Source organism: Corallococcus sp. M7 (genome assembly GCF_054512695.1).
This window is the reverse complement of sequence record NZ_CM137252.1, coordinates 1,912,563-1,927,826: the sequence shown is the minus strand read 5'-3', so window position 1 is coordinate 1,927,826 and position 15,264 is coordinate 1,912,563. Positions and strand designations below refer to the sequence as shown.

The following is a 15,264-nucleotide window of genomic DNA, read 5'->3' as shown; positions in this document are numbered from 1 at the left end:
CCCCTACCATGTCCAATCGTTTCTTCGAGCTGCATGGCGACCCCGAAGAGGGGTACTGGTATCTGGATGATCCGGCCGACAAGAACGGAGTGGAGATTGAGGACGCTTGGCGACTCAGGACAGACAAGCCTGTCAAAGTAACAGGGCCACTTCGAATTCCCATCATGGAGCCTGGAAAGCCTCGTGACTTCTCCATGGCGGGCTTGAGCTTGGTCCCGGTCATTCACGTCAAGCTCGCCACGCTCCTGGCCGAAAGCGCTAACGACGACGTGCAGCTTGTCCCCGTCACTATTCCCAAACACCCGGACCAATACGTCATCCTCGTCACCCCCCGGGTCATTCGCTGCATCGACGAGCAGGCATCGGAAGGAGTCCGGTTCTGGGAGCCTCGGCACGGTCAGCCCTGGCGAATCGGTGAGTACCGCTCCGTGGACATCCTGCGCATCGACAAGTCGAAGGTGGGTGACGCGAAGATCTTCCGGCCCTGGGGCTGGAACGCCTCGCTCATCGTCTCCGAAGACCTGAAGACGGCACTGGAGCGCACCGGCGCCACCGGCATGTACTTCACGGAGGTTTGATGACGATGCCCGTCTTGCCTCCGGCTCGCTAGAGTCCTCCGTCCGGAGGACTTCGCCCATGCCCCGCTCGGACAGCTTCATGGAGTACACGGTCGAACTGCTGAAGCCGCTCGGTCCGGTGCAGGCCCGCTCGATGTTCGGGGGCTGGGGCCTGTACTTCGGTGGCCGGATGTTCGGCCTCATCATCCAGGGCCAGCTCTACCTGAAGACGGACGAGGTCACCCGCCCCGACTTCGAGGCCGAGGGCTGCCGGCCCTTCATCTACCAGAGCCGGGGCAAGGAACTGCCCATGAGCTACTGGACGCCGCCCGCGGACGCCGAGGACGACGGCCGCCGGATGCTGCCCTGGGCCCGCCGCGCCGTGGACGCCGCCAACCGCGCCGCGATGAAGAAGGCCGCGAAGAAGAAGCCCGCGGCCAAGAAGGTCCCTGCCGTGAAGAAGGCCGCCGCGAAGAAGAAGCCCGTCAGGCGGTCTTGATGCTGGCCACGTCGCCGAGCCCCAGCTCGGCGATGGAGACCTCGCGCATGCGGAACTTCTGCACCTTGCCGGTGACGGTCATCGGGAAGCTGTCCACGAACTTCCAGTGGCGGGGAATCTTGAACGTGGAGATGCGGCCGGTGCAGAAGGCCGTCAGCGTCTCCGGCGTCAGCAATGCGCCGGACTTCAAGCGCACCCACGCCATCACCTCCTCGCCGTACTTCACGCTGGGCACGCCGATGACCTGCGCCTCGGAGATCTCCGGGTGCGTGTGGAGGAACTCCTCCACCTCGCGCGGGTACACGTTCTCACCGCCCCGGATGATCATGTCCTTGATGCGGCCGACAATCTTGACGTAGCCCTCCCCGTCCATGGTCGCCAGGTCACCGGTGTGCATCCACCCCGCCCGGTCGATGGCCGCCGCCGTGGCCTCCGCGTTGTCCCAGTACCCGAGCATCACGCTGTAGCCGCGCGTGCACAGCTCCCCCGGCTGCCCCAGCGGCACCACCGCGCCCGAGTCCGGATCCACCACCTTCACCTCCAGGTGCGGATGCACGCGCCCCACCGTCGCCACGCGCTTCTCCAGCGTGTCGTCCAGCGGGTTCTGCGTGGACACGGGCGACGTCTCCGTCATGCCGTAGCAGATGGTGACCTCCTCCATGTGCATCCGCGACTGCACCTGCTTCATCACCTCCACCGGACACGGCGAGCCCGCCATGATGCCGGTGCGCAAGCTGCGCAGGTCGAACTCGCCAAAGCGCGGGTGGTCCAGCTCCGCGATGAACATCGTGGGCACGCCATAGAGCGACGTGCAGCGCTCGGCCTGCACCGTCTGGAGCACCGCCAGCGGGTCGAACGCCTCGCCCGGAATCACCATGGCCGAGCCATGCGACGTGCAGGCCAGGTTGCCCATCACCATGCCGAAGCAGTGGTAGAACGGCACCGGGATGCACACGCGGTCCTCCGGCCCGTAGCGCAGCACCTCGCCCACGAAGAAGCCGTTGTTGAGCACGTTGTGGTGCGACAGCGTCGCGCCCTTCGGGAAGCCCGTGGTGCCGGACGTGTACTGGATGTTGATGGGGTCATCGAACTGGAGCGACAGCTCCCGCGCCTCCAGCACGTCGTCGCCAATGCCCGCGCCGCCCTTCACCAGCCGGTCCCAGTCCGAGTCCAGCACCAGCGCCTCGCGCAGGCCCGCGCACCGGGGCCGCACCTCCGCCAGCATCCGCGTGTAGTCCGTCTGCCGGAAGCCCTTCGCCAGGAGCAGCACGCTCACCCCCGCCTGGTTGAGCGCGTACTCCAGCTCCGACGTGCGGTAGGCGGGGTTCAGGTTGACCAGGATGGCGCCCGTGCGCGCGAGCGCGTACTGCGACACGGTCCACTCGAAGCGGTTGGGGGACCAGAGCCCCACCCGGTCCCCCTTCTGGATGCCCAGCGCCAGCAGGCCCTTGGCCACCGCCGTGGTCGCGTCCCAGAACTGCCGCCAGGTGACCCGGTAGCTCTGCGAGGCCACCACCAGCGCCTCGCGGTCGCCGTACTTCTCGACGGTGCGGCGCAGGTTCTGACCGATGGTCTCCCCCAGCAGCGGGGTGGTGCTGGTGCCATGGGCATAGGACAGGGCGGTCGTCATGCCCTCATCGTCCCCAGGTGCCACCGGGTCGGCAAGCGTCAGCGGGGAGCAGGGCCTCCGGCTGTCCGCTCGTATCCACGGCGTGAACGCCGCGCGCGGTCCACACCCTGGCACGCGGCGCAGAAGTAGAGGGTGCGTGCCGCAAGCACCTGCCCCGTCACCTTCCCGCCGCAGCGCGGACACGGCAGGCCCGCGCGGCTGTACACGCAGAAGCGCTCCGCCCGCTTGCGGCCTGGAGAGGGAAGCGGCGGCGCCCCCGGCGTCACGATGAGCCCGTCGCGAGCACCGTCCTGGAGCAGCGCCCGCATCACGCCCCACAACCGGTCGAACGCGTCCCGCTCCAGCTCGCACGCGGGCATCAGCGGCGGCAATCGCGCGACGAACAGCGCCTCCGCCCGCACGATGTTCCCCACGCCCGCGATGCGCCCCTGGTCCAGCAGCGCCTGCGCCAGCGGCATGCGTCCCCGCGTCAGCAGCGCATACGCCCGGTCCGCTGACGCATCCACGCGCAGCGGATCCTCGCCCAGCCTCGCGCGCAACGCGGCCTCCTCCTCCAGTGACAGCAGCTCGCACGCGGACGGCCCCGACAGGTGCAGCGTCGCCCCGTCCGAGGCCAGCCGCAGCCGGCATGCCGTGGAGGGCTCAGGCGCCTCCGCCCGGAAGTGACGGATGCGCCCGAAGAGCCCCAGGTGGATGTGCAGCCGCACGTCCCCCTCGAACGTGTGGAACAGGTGCTTGCCGTGCGCATCCACGTTCAGCAACGCCCGCCCGGACAGCCCGTGCGCCACCTCGCTCCGGCCCTGCGGTGAATCGGCCGTGAAACGCCGCCCCATCAACCAGCGGCGGTGGACCCGGGCGACCCGGTGGATGCTGTGACCTTCTGGCATCCCCCTGGGTAATCCCCGCGCCCCACCCATGCCGGGGAGCACCACGTCCCGGCCCCTGGACGACCGGGCATCCGCGACGTTTTCCCTCCGAGGGCATCCACGTCCGGACCCCGGCCGTTACGCTCCGGGACGCCGGAAACAAGGAAAACGCCGGCACGGCACGCTATCCTGACGCAACGCCCCATGGACGATCCGAACGCCCGATTGGTTGCCACCCTGCTGGAGGCGCGCCAGCGCCATTGCTTCCCCCCGGACGTGCGCAAGGCCGCGCCGGAGTTCGTCTCGCAGGTGCTGGGGTTACTCTTCCCCCACTTCGCGGAGCGGCTGGAGTGCAACGCCGCCGCCGTGCGCCGGGACGTCACCGCGGTGGAGGCGAGCCTCCAGCGCATCCAGTCGCTGCTCGCGCCGCACTACCCCGTCACCGACGCGGGCATGTCCTCGCGCTTCATGGCGAAGCTGCCGGACCTCTATGAGTGGCTCCAGCAGGACGCGCGCGCCATCTTCGAAGCGGACCCCGCCGCGCGCAGCGTGGACGAGGTCGTCCTCACCTACCCGGGCTTCTACGCCATCGCCATCTACCGCGTGGCGAACGCGCTGCACCGGCTGAACTTCCCCCTGCTGCCGCGCCTGCTCACCGAGTACGCCCACCAGCGCACCGGCGTGGACATCCACCCGGGCGCCACCATCGGCCGCAAGTTCGTCATCGACCACGGCACGGGCCTGGTCATCGGCGAGACGACGGTGATTGGCGACAACGTGAAGCTCTACCAGGGCGTCACGCTGGGCGCGCTGATGGTGGAGAAGGCGCTGGCGGACCGCAAGCGCCACCCCACCATCGAGGACGACGTCGTGGTGTACGCGAACGCCACCATCCTCGGGGGCGGCACGGTGGTGGGCAAGGGCAGCATCATCGCCGGCAACGCGTGGCTCACGCAGAGCGTGCCCGCCCAGTCCGTCGTCACCCGCCGCAGCGAGGTGCGCGCGCGCCACGGCGACGAGGGCCTGGACGTCCTCGACTACCAGATTTGAGTCTTTTCCCTCACGCAGTGCCCGTTCCCCATTCACAGGAGACGCCATGAAGGTCGACAACATCCTGCAGACCATTGGCAATACGCCGCACGTGCGCATCAACCGGCTGTACCCGTCGCGCGTGACGGTGCACCTGAAGCTGGAGCGCGCCAACCCGGGCGGCAGCATCAAGGACCGCATCGGCCTGGCGATGATTGAAGACGCGGAGAAGAAGGGCCTCCTCAAGGAGGGCAGCGTCATCATCGAGCCGACGAGCGGCAACACCGGCATCGGCCTGGCCATGGTGGCCGCGGTGAAGGGCTACAAGCTCATCCTGGTGATGCCGGAGTCCATGAGCATCGAGCGCCGCCGCGTGCTCGCCGCCTACGGCGCCCAGTTCGACCTGACGGAGCGCGCCAAGGGCATGAAGGGCGCCATCGCCCGCGCCCAGGAGCTGGTCGCGCAGACGCCCAACGCGTGGATGCCGCAGCAGTTCGAGAACGAGTCCAACATCGAGATCCACAAGCGCACCACCGCGCAGGAGATCCTCAACGACTTCCCGGAGGGGCTGGACTACCTCATCACGGGCGTGGGCACCGGCGGCCACATCACCGCGTGCGCGGAGGTCCTCAAGGCGAAGTGGCCCAAGCTGAAGGTGTTCGCGGTGGAGCCGGTGAAGTCCCCCGTCATCAGCGGCGGCCAGCCGGGCCCGCATCCCATCCAGGGCATCGGCGCGGGCTTCATCCCGAAGAACCTGCACGTGCAGAGCATCGACGGCACCATCCAGGTGGATGAGAAGGACGCTTTCGAGTTCGCCCGCCGCGCCGCGCGCGAGGAGGGCATCTTCGTGGGCGTGTCCTCCGGCGCCTCGCTGTCCGCGGTGAACCAGAAGCTGGCGGAGATCCCGGACGGCAGCCGCGTGCTCGCCTTCTGCTACGACACCGGCGAGCGCTACCTCTCCGTGGAGAACCTCTTCCCCGCGCAGTAGCAGTCGTCGTGCACGCCGGTCCGGGGGGAGCTCACCCGGGCCGGTACGCGCGGACCAGCTCCACCAGCCGGTCCATCTCCTCGTGCGTGTTGTAGAAGTGCGGCGACAGGCGGATGCGCCCGCGCCGGACGGAGTGGGACACCTTCTGCCCCGACAGGTACGCGCTGAGCGCATGGACGTTCGCGCCCGGCGGCAGGAAGGTGAGGATGCCCGCGCGGTCCTTCGGCTCGGGGCCCACGTCGCAGCCCAGGTCGCGCAAGCCTGAGTCCAGCCGGGCCAGCAGCTCGCCAATGCGCGCGCCGATGGCGTCCGTCCCCACCTCCAGGAGCAGCTCCAGCGCGGCGCCCATCGCGTAGATGCCGGGGTACGCGGCGCTGCCCTCCTCGAACTTCGCCGCGTCCGGGCGCAGCTCGAAGTGCGAGCGGTTGAAGTTCCACGCGTCGGTGGTGCTGCGCCAGCCCACCAGCGCGGGCCGCACGCGCGGCAGCACGTCCTTCGCCACGTACAGGAAGCCGATGCCGGAGATGCCCAGCATCCACTTGTGGCTGTCCGCGCTGAGGAAGTGCACGCGGCTCTTCTTCACGTCCACCGGGATGCAGCCCACGCTCTGGATGCCGTCCACGCACAGGAGCACGCCGGAGCGCTCACACAGTGCGCCGAGCGCATCCAGGTCCGTGCGGTGGCCGGTGGCGAACTGCACCGACGACACCGCCACCAGCCGCGTGCGCGGGGTGAGCACGGACGCCACGGCCTCCGGCGTCACACCACCCTCCGGCGTGGGAATCTCGCGGACCTCCACGCCCCGGCTCTTCAAGTGCAGCCACGGGTAGACGTTGGACGGGTACTCCAGGCTCGTGGCGACGGCGACCTCGTCTCCGGGTCGCCAGTCCAGCCCTTCAGCCACCAGCCCCAGGCCGTGGCTGGTGTTGCGCACGAAGGCCACTTCTTCCGGAGAGGCTCCGATGATGCGCGCGGCGAGCCCTCGCACCTTCTCGCTCTGGGCCTCCCAGCCGCGCTCGTGGAGGACGCCGTGATTCACCACGTCGTCCACCCAGGCCTTCACCGCGGCGGCGGCGCGCGTGCTGGTGGGCGCGACCCCGGCGTGGTTGAGGTAGAGCTGTTCCTTCAGGACGGGGAACTCGGCGCGGTAGGAATCGAACGAGCGGCTCATGGGTGGCGAGTGTAGCCACCTCTCCACCGCTCACGGCACGCTCCGCGGCCCCCGTCGACTACAGGACGACCAGCAGGCCCAGCGACGCCGTGGGGTACACCGTGCGCAGGCCCAGGTTGTTGTTGCCCACCTGGAGCTCGCGCACGTCCGTGAAGGTGAAGCCCGGGCCGGCCCGCGCCGACAGGCCCACGCGCCCGGAGCCCGGCCGCCACATCACGCCCAGCGTCGGCTCCAGGAAGGCCGTCGTCGTGTAGTCCTTGCGGTCCGGCATCGCCGCGCCGTCCGGGCGCGCGACGAACTCCTCCAGGCCCAGCGTCATCCCCACGAACGGACGCACCGTGCCGTCCGCCAGGAAGGCCAGCGTGTAGCGGCTGTCCACGCCCACGCCGAAGTTGAGCTTCACGTCGCTGCCGCCCACGCCGCTGAAGCGCGCCTTCGCCCCCAGCGACCGGTTCCACCCGCCCGCGCGCCCCAGGATGCCGAACGCCAGCCGCGAGTCCCTCGACGGCGCGACCTCCGCCCGGATGCCGTACAGCGAGCCGTCCAGCGCCGGCGGCTGCAGCTCCAGCAGGAACGCCCCGCGCCGCTGCTGCTCCTGCCCCGTGGACGAGGACGTCATGTCCTGGGCCATCGCCGGCACCGACACCAACGCCGCACCCACCGCCACCGCCTTCACCCACTGCATCGACCGCTTGGACTCGACTCGCATGGCCCGTCTCCCTCGGTTTAGCCGGACGACTAACTTAGTCACACGACTAACTAAGACCGACAACGCGGGATGTCAAGGCGACGAGCGGACGCCGGCCTTGCGGGGGTGGGAGGCGGTGCCCTATGGGTCTGGGATGCCATCCCCCCGCCGTGGCAAGACGCCGCCTCCCCCCGCTGCTCCGGAGCCTGACGCCCGGGCGCGCCTCATCGCCGCCGGCCAGCGCGTGTTGGGGGAGCGCGGCTACGACGCCGCCACGGTGAAGGAGGTGGCGCGCGAGGCCGGGGTGAACCAGGGCCTGGTGCACTACTACTTCGGCAGCAAGGACGCGCTGCTGCTGGCCGTCACCCAGGAGGCGAGCCGGCAGTACCTGTCGGAGCTGGAGCGGCTGCGCGCGCAGACGCCCGCGGAGGAGCTGGCCGAGACGGCCTTCGCCTGGGGCGAGAAGCTGGCCACGGACGCGCCGGGGACGTGCCGGTTGCGTTACGAGCTGTTCGCGCTGGGCCTGCGCAACCGGGAGCTGACGCCCGCCGTGGCGCAGCTTCTGGGCCAGGGCGACGAGGAGATCGCCCGCACCGTGGCGCACGTGCGCACGGGCCATGACTCGGCCCCCACCGCCGAGGACCTGCACTACGCGGTCATCATCAAGGCGTGCGTGGACGGGCTCGCGCTGCACCACCAGTTGGACAAGAGCTTCGACCCGCTGCCCGTGTACGCGCTGTTGCGGCGGATCATGCTCGCGAGCATCGAGCAGCCCGCCCCGCCCTGCTCGCCCGCTCGCAAGCCGAAGGCCCAGGGCCGTCGCGGAACGCGTTCGTCACGCGCGCGCAAGACGCCGGTCCCCCGTCGCCGCTGAAGCCAGCGGCCTGGCCAGCGCCAGCCCCAGAACAGACATTCAACATTCAGTGGCATCGCCAACCCGGCGGGGCGCAGGATGCCTCGCATGGACTTCCAGCCTTCCGCCAGGACGACCGAATACCTGGAGCGCGTGAAGCGCTTCATGGCTGACCACATCGAGCCGGTGGAGGCCGAATACCTCCAGGCCCTGCACGCGATGGAGGCCGGCGGGGATTGGCGCCAGTGGAAGGTGCCGCCGGTGATGGTGGAGCTCAAGGCCCGCGCGAAGGCCGAGGGGCTGTGGAACCTGTTCCTCCCGGACGCGAAGCTGGGCGCGGGGCTGAGCACGCTGGAGTACGCGCCGCTCGCGGAGCAGATGGGCCGCAGCTTCATGGCGCCGGAAGTCTTCAATTGCAGCGCCCCGGACACCGGCAACATGGAGGTGCTCTGGCGCTACGGCTCCCCGGAGCAGCAGGAGCAGTGGCTGAAGCCGCTGCTCGCGGGCGACATCCGCTCGGTGTTCTGCATGACGGAGCCGGACGCCGCGTCGTCGGACGCCACCAACATGCAGGCCACCGCCGAGGTGGACGGCGAGCACGTGGTCCTCAACGGCAAGAAGTGGTGGTCCAGCGGGCTGGGCCACCCCAACGCGAAGGTGGCCATCTTCATGGGCCGCACGTCGCAGGCGGGCGCGGACCGCCACCACCAGCACTCCATGGTGCTGGTGCCCATGGACGCGCCGGGCGTCGAAATCATCCGCATGCTGCCCGTGTACGGCGACCATGACGCCCCGCACGGCCACGGCGAGGTGCACTTCAACAACGTGCGGCTGCCGGTGTCCGCGCTCATCTCCGGGCCGGGCATGGGCTTCGAGATCGCGCAGGGCCGCCTGGGCCCGGGCCGCATCCACCACTGCATGCGATGCATTGGCGCGGCGGAGCGGGCGCTGGAGCTGATGATCGACCGGGGCATGGGCCGCACAGCGTTCGGCAAGCCGCTCATCAACCTGGGCGGCAACCGCGAGCGCGTGGCGGAGGCGCGCATCGCCATCGACCAGGCGCGCCTGCTCACGCTGTACGCGGCGTGGAAGCTGGACGACGTGGGCGCGCTGGGCGCGATGACGGAGATCTCGGCCATCAAGGTCGTGGCGCCCAACGTGCTCCAGAAGGTGGTGGACGACGCCATCCAGTTGCACGGCGGCGCGGGCGTGTCGCGCGACACGCCGCTCGCGGGCTTCTTCGCCCAGGCGCGCAGCCTGCGCATCGCGGACGGCCCGGACGAAGTGCACAAGGGCGTCATCACCCGCATCGAGCTCGCGAAGCGCGGCTTCAGCAAGGGAGGTTGAACATGACGGCTCCGGTCTCCATCCCCCTGGACGAGGGCAAGGCGGTGCGCTCCGGCGAGGCGCTGGACGTGCCCGCGGTGGACGCGTGGCTGAAGGCCCAGGTGCCCTTGCTCCAGGGCACGCCGGAGGTGACGCAGTACACGGGCGGCGCCTCCAACTGGACCTACCGGCTCAAGTACGAGAACCGCGACCTCATCCTGCGCAGGCCGCCCGCGGGCACCAAGGCGAAGTCCGCGCACGACATGTCGCGCGAATACACGGTGCAGCAGGCGCTCAAGCCCGTGTACCCGGTGGTGCCCACCATGGTGGGGCTGTGCCAGGACCCGGCCGTGCTGGGCGCGGAGTTCTACGTGATGGAGCGCATCCCCGGCCTCATCCCGCGCAAGCACCTGCCCAAGGGGCTGGACCTGGACAAGGCCCGCACGCGCCAGTTGTGCCTCAACGTGGTGGATCAGCTCATCGCGCTGCACGGCGTGGACGCGCAGGCGGTGGGGCTCCAGTCGCTGGGCAAGGGGCCGGGCTATCCGCAGCGGCAGATTTCCGGCTGGTCCGACCGCTACGAGAAGGCACGCACCTGGAACGTGCCCCGCATGAAGCGCACGCGCGAGTGGCTGGCCGCGCACGTCCCGCCGGACATCAAGACGTGCGTCATCCACAACGACTGGCGCTTCGACAACGTGGTGCTCAAGCCGGAGGACCCCACGCAGGTCATCGGGGTGCTGGACTGGGAGATGGCCACGCTGGGCGACCCGCTGATGGACCTGGGCAACACGCTGGCCTACTGGGTCCAGGCGGATGACGACGCCTTCCTGCGCATGACGCGCCGTCAGCCCACGGACCTGCCCGGCATGCTCACGCGCGAGGAGGTGGTGGCGTACTACCTGGAGCGCACCGGCCTGAAGCCCGACAACTGGACCTTCTACGAGGTCTACGGCGTGTTCCGGCTCGCGGTCATCGCGCAGCAGATCTACTACCGCTACCACCACAAGCAGACGCGCAACCCGGCGTTCAAGAACTACTGGCTCATCGTCAACTACCTGGCCTACCGCTGCCGGCAGCTCATCAAGAAGGCGGGCGGCTGATGGGCGCGCTCTACCTCATCCGCCACGGCCAGGCGTCCTTCGGCGCGAAGGACTACGACAAGCTGTCGGACGTGGGCGTGCAGCAGGCGCGCGTCCTGGGTGAAGCGCTGCGCACGCGGCTGCCCAAGGTGGACGCCGTGGTGACGGGCACCATGCTGCGCCACCGTGAGACGGCGGACGCGTGCCTCCAGGCGCTGGGCCAGCAGGTGGAGCCCGTGCGGACGCCAGGGTTCAACGAGTTCGACCACGAGGAGGTCGTGCACCGGCACACGCCGCGCTACGCGGACTTCGCCGTGCTGCGCGAGGAGCTGGCCGCGACGAAGGACCCGCGCCGCGCGTACCAGGACCTGTTCACCCAGGCCGTGGGGCGCTGGGTCGCGGGCGGACACGACGGCGAGTACAAAGAATCCTGGAGCGCGTTCAAGGCGCGTTGCCTGGAGGCGCTGGCGACGCTCGTGGCCTCGCTGGGGCCCTCCAGGACGGCGCTGGTGTTCACTTCCGGCGGCCCCATCACGGCCATCAGCCAGGACCTGCTGGGCATCCCGGACGAGCACGCGTTCCGGACGAACTGGACGCTGGCGAACTGTGGAATCACGAAGGTCATCTACAGCGAGCGGGGCAGGTATCTGTCCACCCTCAACGAGCACGGGCACTTCGAGGGCGAACACCGCGCGCTCATCACCTACCGCTGAAGTGGGGGCTCGCGTAGCGTGAGCCCATGACGCGGTGCCTGCTCAATATCGACCTGGGGGAGCTGCCCGGGGAGGACGAACAGCTCTACGCGCTCGCCCACCTGGCGAACATCGCCTGCGGGGGGCACGCGGGGGATGCGGAGTCCATGCGGCGGGCGCTGGAGCTGTGCGAGCGCCACGGCACGCTGGCGGGCGCGCACCCGTCCTACGCGGACCGCGACAACTTCGGGCGCAAGGCGCTGGACGTGGCGCCAGAGGTGCTGCGCGCGCAGGTGGCGGAGCAGTGCGGACAGTTGGCCGCGCTGGCCCACGAGCGCGGCGTGCCGGTGCGGCATGCGAAGCCGCATGGGGCGCTGTACCACGCGGCCAACAAATCCCCGGAGCTTGCGCGCGCGGTGGTGGATGGCGTGGTGCAGGCCCTGGGGACGGACGTCACGATCGTGGGCCCTGGCGCTGGCGCCTTGAGGGATGCGGCGCGGGCGGCGGGGCTGGGGTATGCGCGCGAGGGCTTCGCGGACCGGGGCACGTTGCCGGACGGGTCGTTGATTCCGCGCGGCCAGCCGGGCGCGGTGCTGACGGACGTGGGGCAGGCGCGAGAGAACACGGTGCGTTTGGCCACGGGCGGCACGGTGGACACGCTGTGCGTGCACGGCGACACGCCGGGCGCGGTGGTGCTGGCCCGCGAGGTGCGCGCGATGCTGGACGCGCTGGAGCAGCCTCCGGAGCCGCTGGGAGACAGCGCCCTGCGGCTGGTGCTGCCGGAGTCGGTGGACCGGGGCCTGGCGCGCGAAGCCCTGTCCGCGCTGCCGGGCGTGCGGGACGCGGTCATCACCGAGTCCCACGCCTGCGTGTACTTCGATCCGGAGACACCGCCTGAGTCCCCGGCGCTCGTGCTGACGCGGCTGCGCGTGGCACCGGTCACCCCCGTGGAGCAGCCGCTCATCCGCATCCGCGTGCGCTACGACGGCGAAGACCTGGCGAAGGTGGCCGAGCACGCGGGGCTGTCAGTGGAAGAAGTGGTGCGGCGCCATACGGCGCGCGAGTACCGGGTGCGCTGCGTGGGCTTCCTGCCGGGCTTCGCGTACCTGGGGGACGTGGATCCGAGCATCGCGTGTCCCCGGCTGCCGGTGCCGCGCACGCGGGTGCCAGCGCTCGCGGTGGGCATCGCCGGCAAACGCACGGGCGTGTATCCGTTCGCATCGCCAGGAGGATGGAACCTCGTGGGCACCGCGCTGGACTTCACCGCCTTCGACCCCCAGCGCGGCACGGAACTCCAGTTGGGAGCCCGCGTGCGCTTCGAGCGGGTGGAGACATGACAGCGCTCCGCCCGACGCGCCCCCAAACCTGTCCGACTGTCGGACAGCTTTCCACGGTACGGCAGCAGGGAGCCCCCTCAACCACGGCGGATACCCAGCCGAGTCCGCGGGCTTCGAAACTTGTCCGACTGTCGGACAGGTTCGTGCGGTGTGCCGCGGCCGGGGAGCATTCAACGCCTCTCGCCTTCTCATCCACGGGGACAGCATCCATGTCCGAGGGCCCGGGCATGACCGCGCGAGGTGAAGAGGCATGAGCGCCTGCATCGAAATCGTCGGCCTGGGCGCCCCTGTCACCGTGCAGGACGGTGGCCGACCCGGCGTCATGCATCACGGCGTGCCGCCCGGCGGCGCGTGGGTGCCAGAGCTGCTCGTCGCGGCGAACCGCGCGGTGGGCAATGCTCCCGGCGCTGCCGCGCTGGAAGCCTTCGGCCGGATGGAGCTGCGCGCCCGGGGCCGCGACGTGCGCGTGTCCGTGGATGGCGAAGCCCCCAGCCTCCTCGCGGACGGCGCCACGCTCACCGTGCCCGCGCCCACCCGGTACGCCGTGCGCTACGTGGCCGTGGATGGCGCGCTCGCAGTGCCTGAAGTCCTGGGAGGCCAGGGCACGCTGTGGGTGGCCCGCCTGGGTGGCTGGGAAGGCCGTCCCCTTCGCACCGGCGACAGGCTCCCCCTGGGCCCTGCCAGCGCCGACCTTTCCCCAGCCGACCTGTCACGTCTCACGGAGGCCCTGGACCCCGACGCCCCGCTGCGCGTGCTCCTGGGCCCGGACGCGTCCTCCTTCAGCGACGCGGCCGTGGAGCTGCTGCTGGGCAGCACCTTCACCGTGTCGCCCTCCAGCGACCGCGTGGGCCAGCGGCTGGACGGACCACCCGTGCCCCACGGCGACGAGGGCGGGGGCACCTGCCGCCCCATGGTGCGCGGCGCCATCCAGGTCACCCTCTCCGGCACGCCCATCGTGATGGGCCCGGACCACCCCACCACCGGGGGCTACCCCCTCATCGCCGCCGTCATCCGCGCGGACTGGGGCCGGCTGGGGGCACGCCGTCCGGGCGCTCCGGTGCGCTTCGAAGCCGTGACCCTGGAGGTCGCTCGTGACGCCTGGAGGATCCACCCCGCCCGGACCACCGGGGCAACTTCGGACCCGGTCCGGCCGATACTGGGGGCATGACTCCTCCGAAGATTGGCCCGCGCCCCACGACCACGCCCCGCCCGCCGGAGCCGGCCCTCCCGCCGCGCCCCCGCAACGAGGTGAAGCCTGGAGCAAACCAGGGCGCCTCCCTCTTCGAGTCGTCCAAGGCCAGGAAGGTCCCGGTGGCCCTGTCCACCCCCGCCGCGGCCCCGCAGCAGGGCGGTCCGCGCCCCACGCCGGGCAGCTACCCCACCGCCGCGGACGTGGCGAACATCGCCGCCATGGAGGACCCTGTCGCGCGCAACCTGGCCATCACCCAGGGCTACCACGACCTGTCCGACGCCATGGGCACGCTCCTGGGCAAGGAGAACGCCAACTGGTCCACCTTCGCCACCTGGGCCTCGAAGCAGGCCGGCGTGAGCATCCGCCAGGAGGACATGCCCAAGGCCTTCGTGGACGTCCTCAAGGGCGGCGGCGCCGTGGGCGAGGCCATGTCCAAGGTGGACGACCTCATGCGCAAGCTGGGCCTGCCCGCCCTGCCCACCGGCGACATCGCCAAGGCCGGCGCGGACGCGCTCAACAACGTCAGCAAGGCCATTGGCGACGGCAACCAGTTCGTCTTCCGCGAGGTGGGCCACGAGTTCGCCCGCTTCGTGGAGACCTTCCAGGGTGACACCCAGCTGGACCCCGCGAAGCTCCAGCAGTACCTGGACGGCTTCCCCTCGGACAAGCCGCTGCTCAAGGAGGCCTTCGGCACCTACGCGCAGGCCATGTTCGAGAAGGACCCGAACAAGAAGGCCGAGATGATGCTCCGGGCCAACGACACCGTGGGCCTGCACGAGCAGACCCAGCTCCAGGGCTTCGTGGAGAAGGCGCTCAACGCCCCGGTGAAGGAGGTCTTCGCCAACATCCTCAAGCAGAGCATCGAGGCGGGCGCCAACGCCCTGCCCTTCCCCGCCAACCTCGCCGCCAAGGCCGCCATCAAGACGGGCGCGGTGGACCTCGTCGTGAACCCGCTGGTGGACAAGCTGGCCGGCGTGTTCCGGGGCATCGCCACCGAGCACATGATGAAGCTCGCGGTGCCCGGCGGCGCGCTGAAGCTGGGCAATGATCTGCCGCCCCCCGCCGGCATGGAGTCCACGCTCTTCCCGCCGCACCTGCGCACCCTCGAGGATCCGAAGCTGAAGGAGCTGCTGGGCCGGCTGGACAAGACGCCCGACAGCCTCACCGGCACCGCCGCGAAGGACTGGAGCAAGCTGGACCAGCGGATGAACTACATCGTGGACCTCTTCCGCTCGCGCCAGGCGGATCCGCACCTCTTCGACCAGCCCTTCGGCAAGGAGGCCCACTATCCCGTGGCGCCCTCCAAGCCGCGCCCGGCCGCACCCGCGGTGTCGTAGGCCCCGCTCCCACCCGT

At 70.3% G+C, this 15,264-nt stretch carries 15 protein-coding genes; 11 read left to right on the top strand and 4 right to left on the bottom strand.

The features are described from left to right. The first annotated feature begins 8 nt into the window (after positions 1 to 8). Both ACX114_RS08080 and ACX114_RS08075 read left to right on the top strand, forming a co-directional pair. Entirely contained in the window at positions 9 to 578 is a 570-nt protein-coding gene (locus tag ACX114_RS08080; RefSeq protein ID WP_459296332.1) for an imm11 family protein, read from the top strand. Between the two features lie 58 nt (positions 579 to 636). Next, positions 637 to 1,056 carry a TfoX/Sxy family protein gene (locus ACX114_RS08075; RefSeq protein WP_459296330.1) on the top strand — a complete coding sequence of 140 codons (420 nt, stop codon included), beginning with the start codon at positions 637 to 639 and terminating at the stop codon, positions 1,054 to 1,056. Here the strand turns inward: ACX114_RS08075 and ACX114_RS08070 are convergent. Beyond that, complete coding sequence (locus ACX114_RS08070) at positions 1,043 to 2,686, bottom strand: AMP-binding protein (RefSeq protein WP_459296328.1); 1,644 nt, start codon at positions 2,684 to 2,686, stop codon at positions 1,043 to 1,045. The genes ACX114_RS08075 and ACX114_RS08070 overlap by 14 nt on opposite strands. Before the next feature lie 38 nt (positions 2,687 to 2,724). After that, entirely contained in the window at positions 2,725 to 3,573 is an 849-nt protein-coding gene (locus ACX114_RS08065) for an Fpg/Nei family DNA glycosylase (RefSeq protein WP_459296326.1), read from the bottom strand. Positions 3,574 to 3,756: 183 nt separating this feature from the next. On the opposite strand from ACX114_RS08065, the gene epsC reads away from it, so the two are divergent. Then, positions 3,757 to 4,602, top strand: coding sequence for a serine O-acetyltransferase EpsC (gene epsC / locus ACX114_RS08060; RefSeq protein ID WP_459296324.1), 846 nt, complete (start codon positions 3,757 to 3,759; stop codon positions 4,600 to 4,602). A 46-nt stretch (positions 4,603 to 4,648) separates the two neighbouring features. Beyond that, the gene (gene cysK, locus ACX114_RS08055) at positions 4,649 to 5,569 is read left to right on the top strand and encodes a cysteine synthase A (protein WP_459296322.1); all 921 of its coding nucleotides are present in this window, start codon (positions 4,649 to 4,651) and stop codon (positions 5,567 to 5,569) included. A gap of 31 nt (positions 5,570 to 5,600) precedes the next feature. Here the strand turns inward: cysK and ACX114_RS08050 are convergent, their stop codons facing one another. Both ACX114_RS08050 and ACX114_RS08045 read right to left on the bottom strand, forming a co-directional pair. Further along, positions 5,601 to 6,740: an aminotransferase class V-fold PLP-dependent enzyme gene (locus ACX114_RS08050; RefSeq protein WP_459296320.1), complete on the bottom strand. Its 1,140-nt coding sequence runs from the start codon at positions 6,738 to 6,740 to the stop codon at positions 5,601 to 5,603. A gap of 58 nt (positions 6,741 to 6,798) precedes the next feature. After that, positions 6,799 to 7,449 (bottom strand): hypothetical protein, encoded by a 651-nt coding sequence (locus ACX114_RS08045; RefSeq protein WP_459296318.1) that lies wholly within the window; start codon positions 7,447 to 7,449, stop codon positions 6,799 to 6,801. 133 nt (positions 7,450 to 7,582) lie between these two features. Here ACX114_RS08045 and ACX114_RS08040 point away from each other — a divergent pair, with 133 nt between their 5' ends. From ACX114_RS08040 to ACX114_RS08010, 7 genes are all read left to right on the top strand, one after another. Further along, the gene (locus ACX114_RS08040; protein WP_459296316.1) at positions 7,583 to 8,302 is read left to right on the top strand and encodes a TetR/AcrR family transcriptional regulator; all 720 of its coding nucleotides are present in this window, start codon (positions 7,583 to 7,585) and stop codon (positions 8,300 to 8,302) included. Between the two features lie 87 nt (positions 8,303 to 8,389). Further along, positions 8,390 to 9,628, top strand: coding sequence for an acyl-CoA dehydrogenase family protein (locus tag ACX114_RS08035; protein WP_459296314.1), 1,239 nt, complete (start codon positions 8,390 to 8,392; stop codon positions 9,626 to 9,628). A 2-nt stretch (positions 9,629 to 9,630) separates the two neighbouring features. Continuing rightward, positions 9,631 to 10,710, top strand: coding sequence for a phosphotransferase family protein (locus ACX114_RS08030; RefSeq protein ID WP_459296312.1), 1,080 nt, complete (start codon positions 9,631 to 9,633; stop codon positions 10,708 to 10,710). After that, positions 10,710 to 11,402 (top strand): histidine phosphatase family protein, encoded by a 693-nt coding sequence (locus ACX114_RS08025; protein WP_459296310.1) that lies wholly within the window; start codon positions 10,710 to 10,712, stop codon positions 11,400 to 11,402. The genes ACX114_RS08030 and ACX114_RS08025 overlap by 1 nt, the downstream gene beginning before the upstream one ends. 26 nt (positions 11,403 to 11,428) lie before the next feature. Continuing rightward, on the top strand, positions 11,429 to 12,718 hold the full coding sequence (locus ACX114_RS08020; RefSeq protein ID WP_459296308.1) for a LamB/YcsF family protein: 1,290 nt from the start codon (positions 11,429 to 11,431) through the stop codon (positions 12,716 to 12,718). Positions 12,719 to 12,968: 250 nt separating this feature from the next. Next, positions 12,969 to 13,886 carry a 5-oxoprolinase subunit C family protein gene (locus ACX114_RS08015; protein ID WP_459296306.1) on the top strand — a complete coding sequence of 306 codons (918 nt, stop codon included), beginning with the start codon at positions 12,969 to 12,971 and terminating at the stop codon, positions 13,884 to 13,886. Continuing rightward, positions 13,883 to 15,247, top strand: coding sequence for a hypothetical protein (locus ACX114_RS08010; protein ID WP_459296304.1), 1,365 nt, complete (start codon positions 13,883 to 13,885; stop codon positions 15,245 to 15,247). The genes ACX114_RS08015 and ACX114_RS08010 overlap by 4 nt, the downstream gene beginning before the upstream one ends. The last annotated feature ends 17 nt before the right edge of the window (positions 15,248 to 15,264 follow it).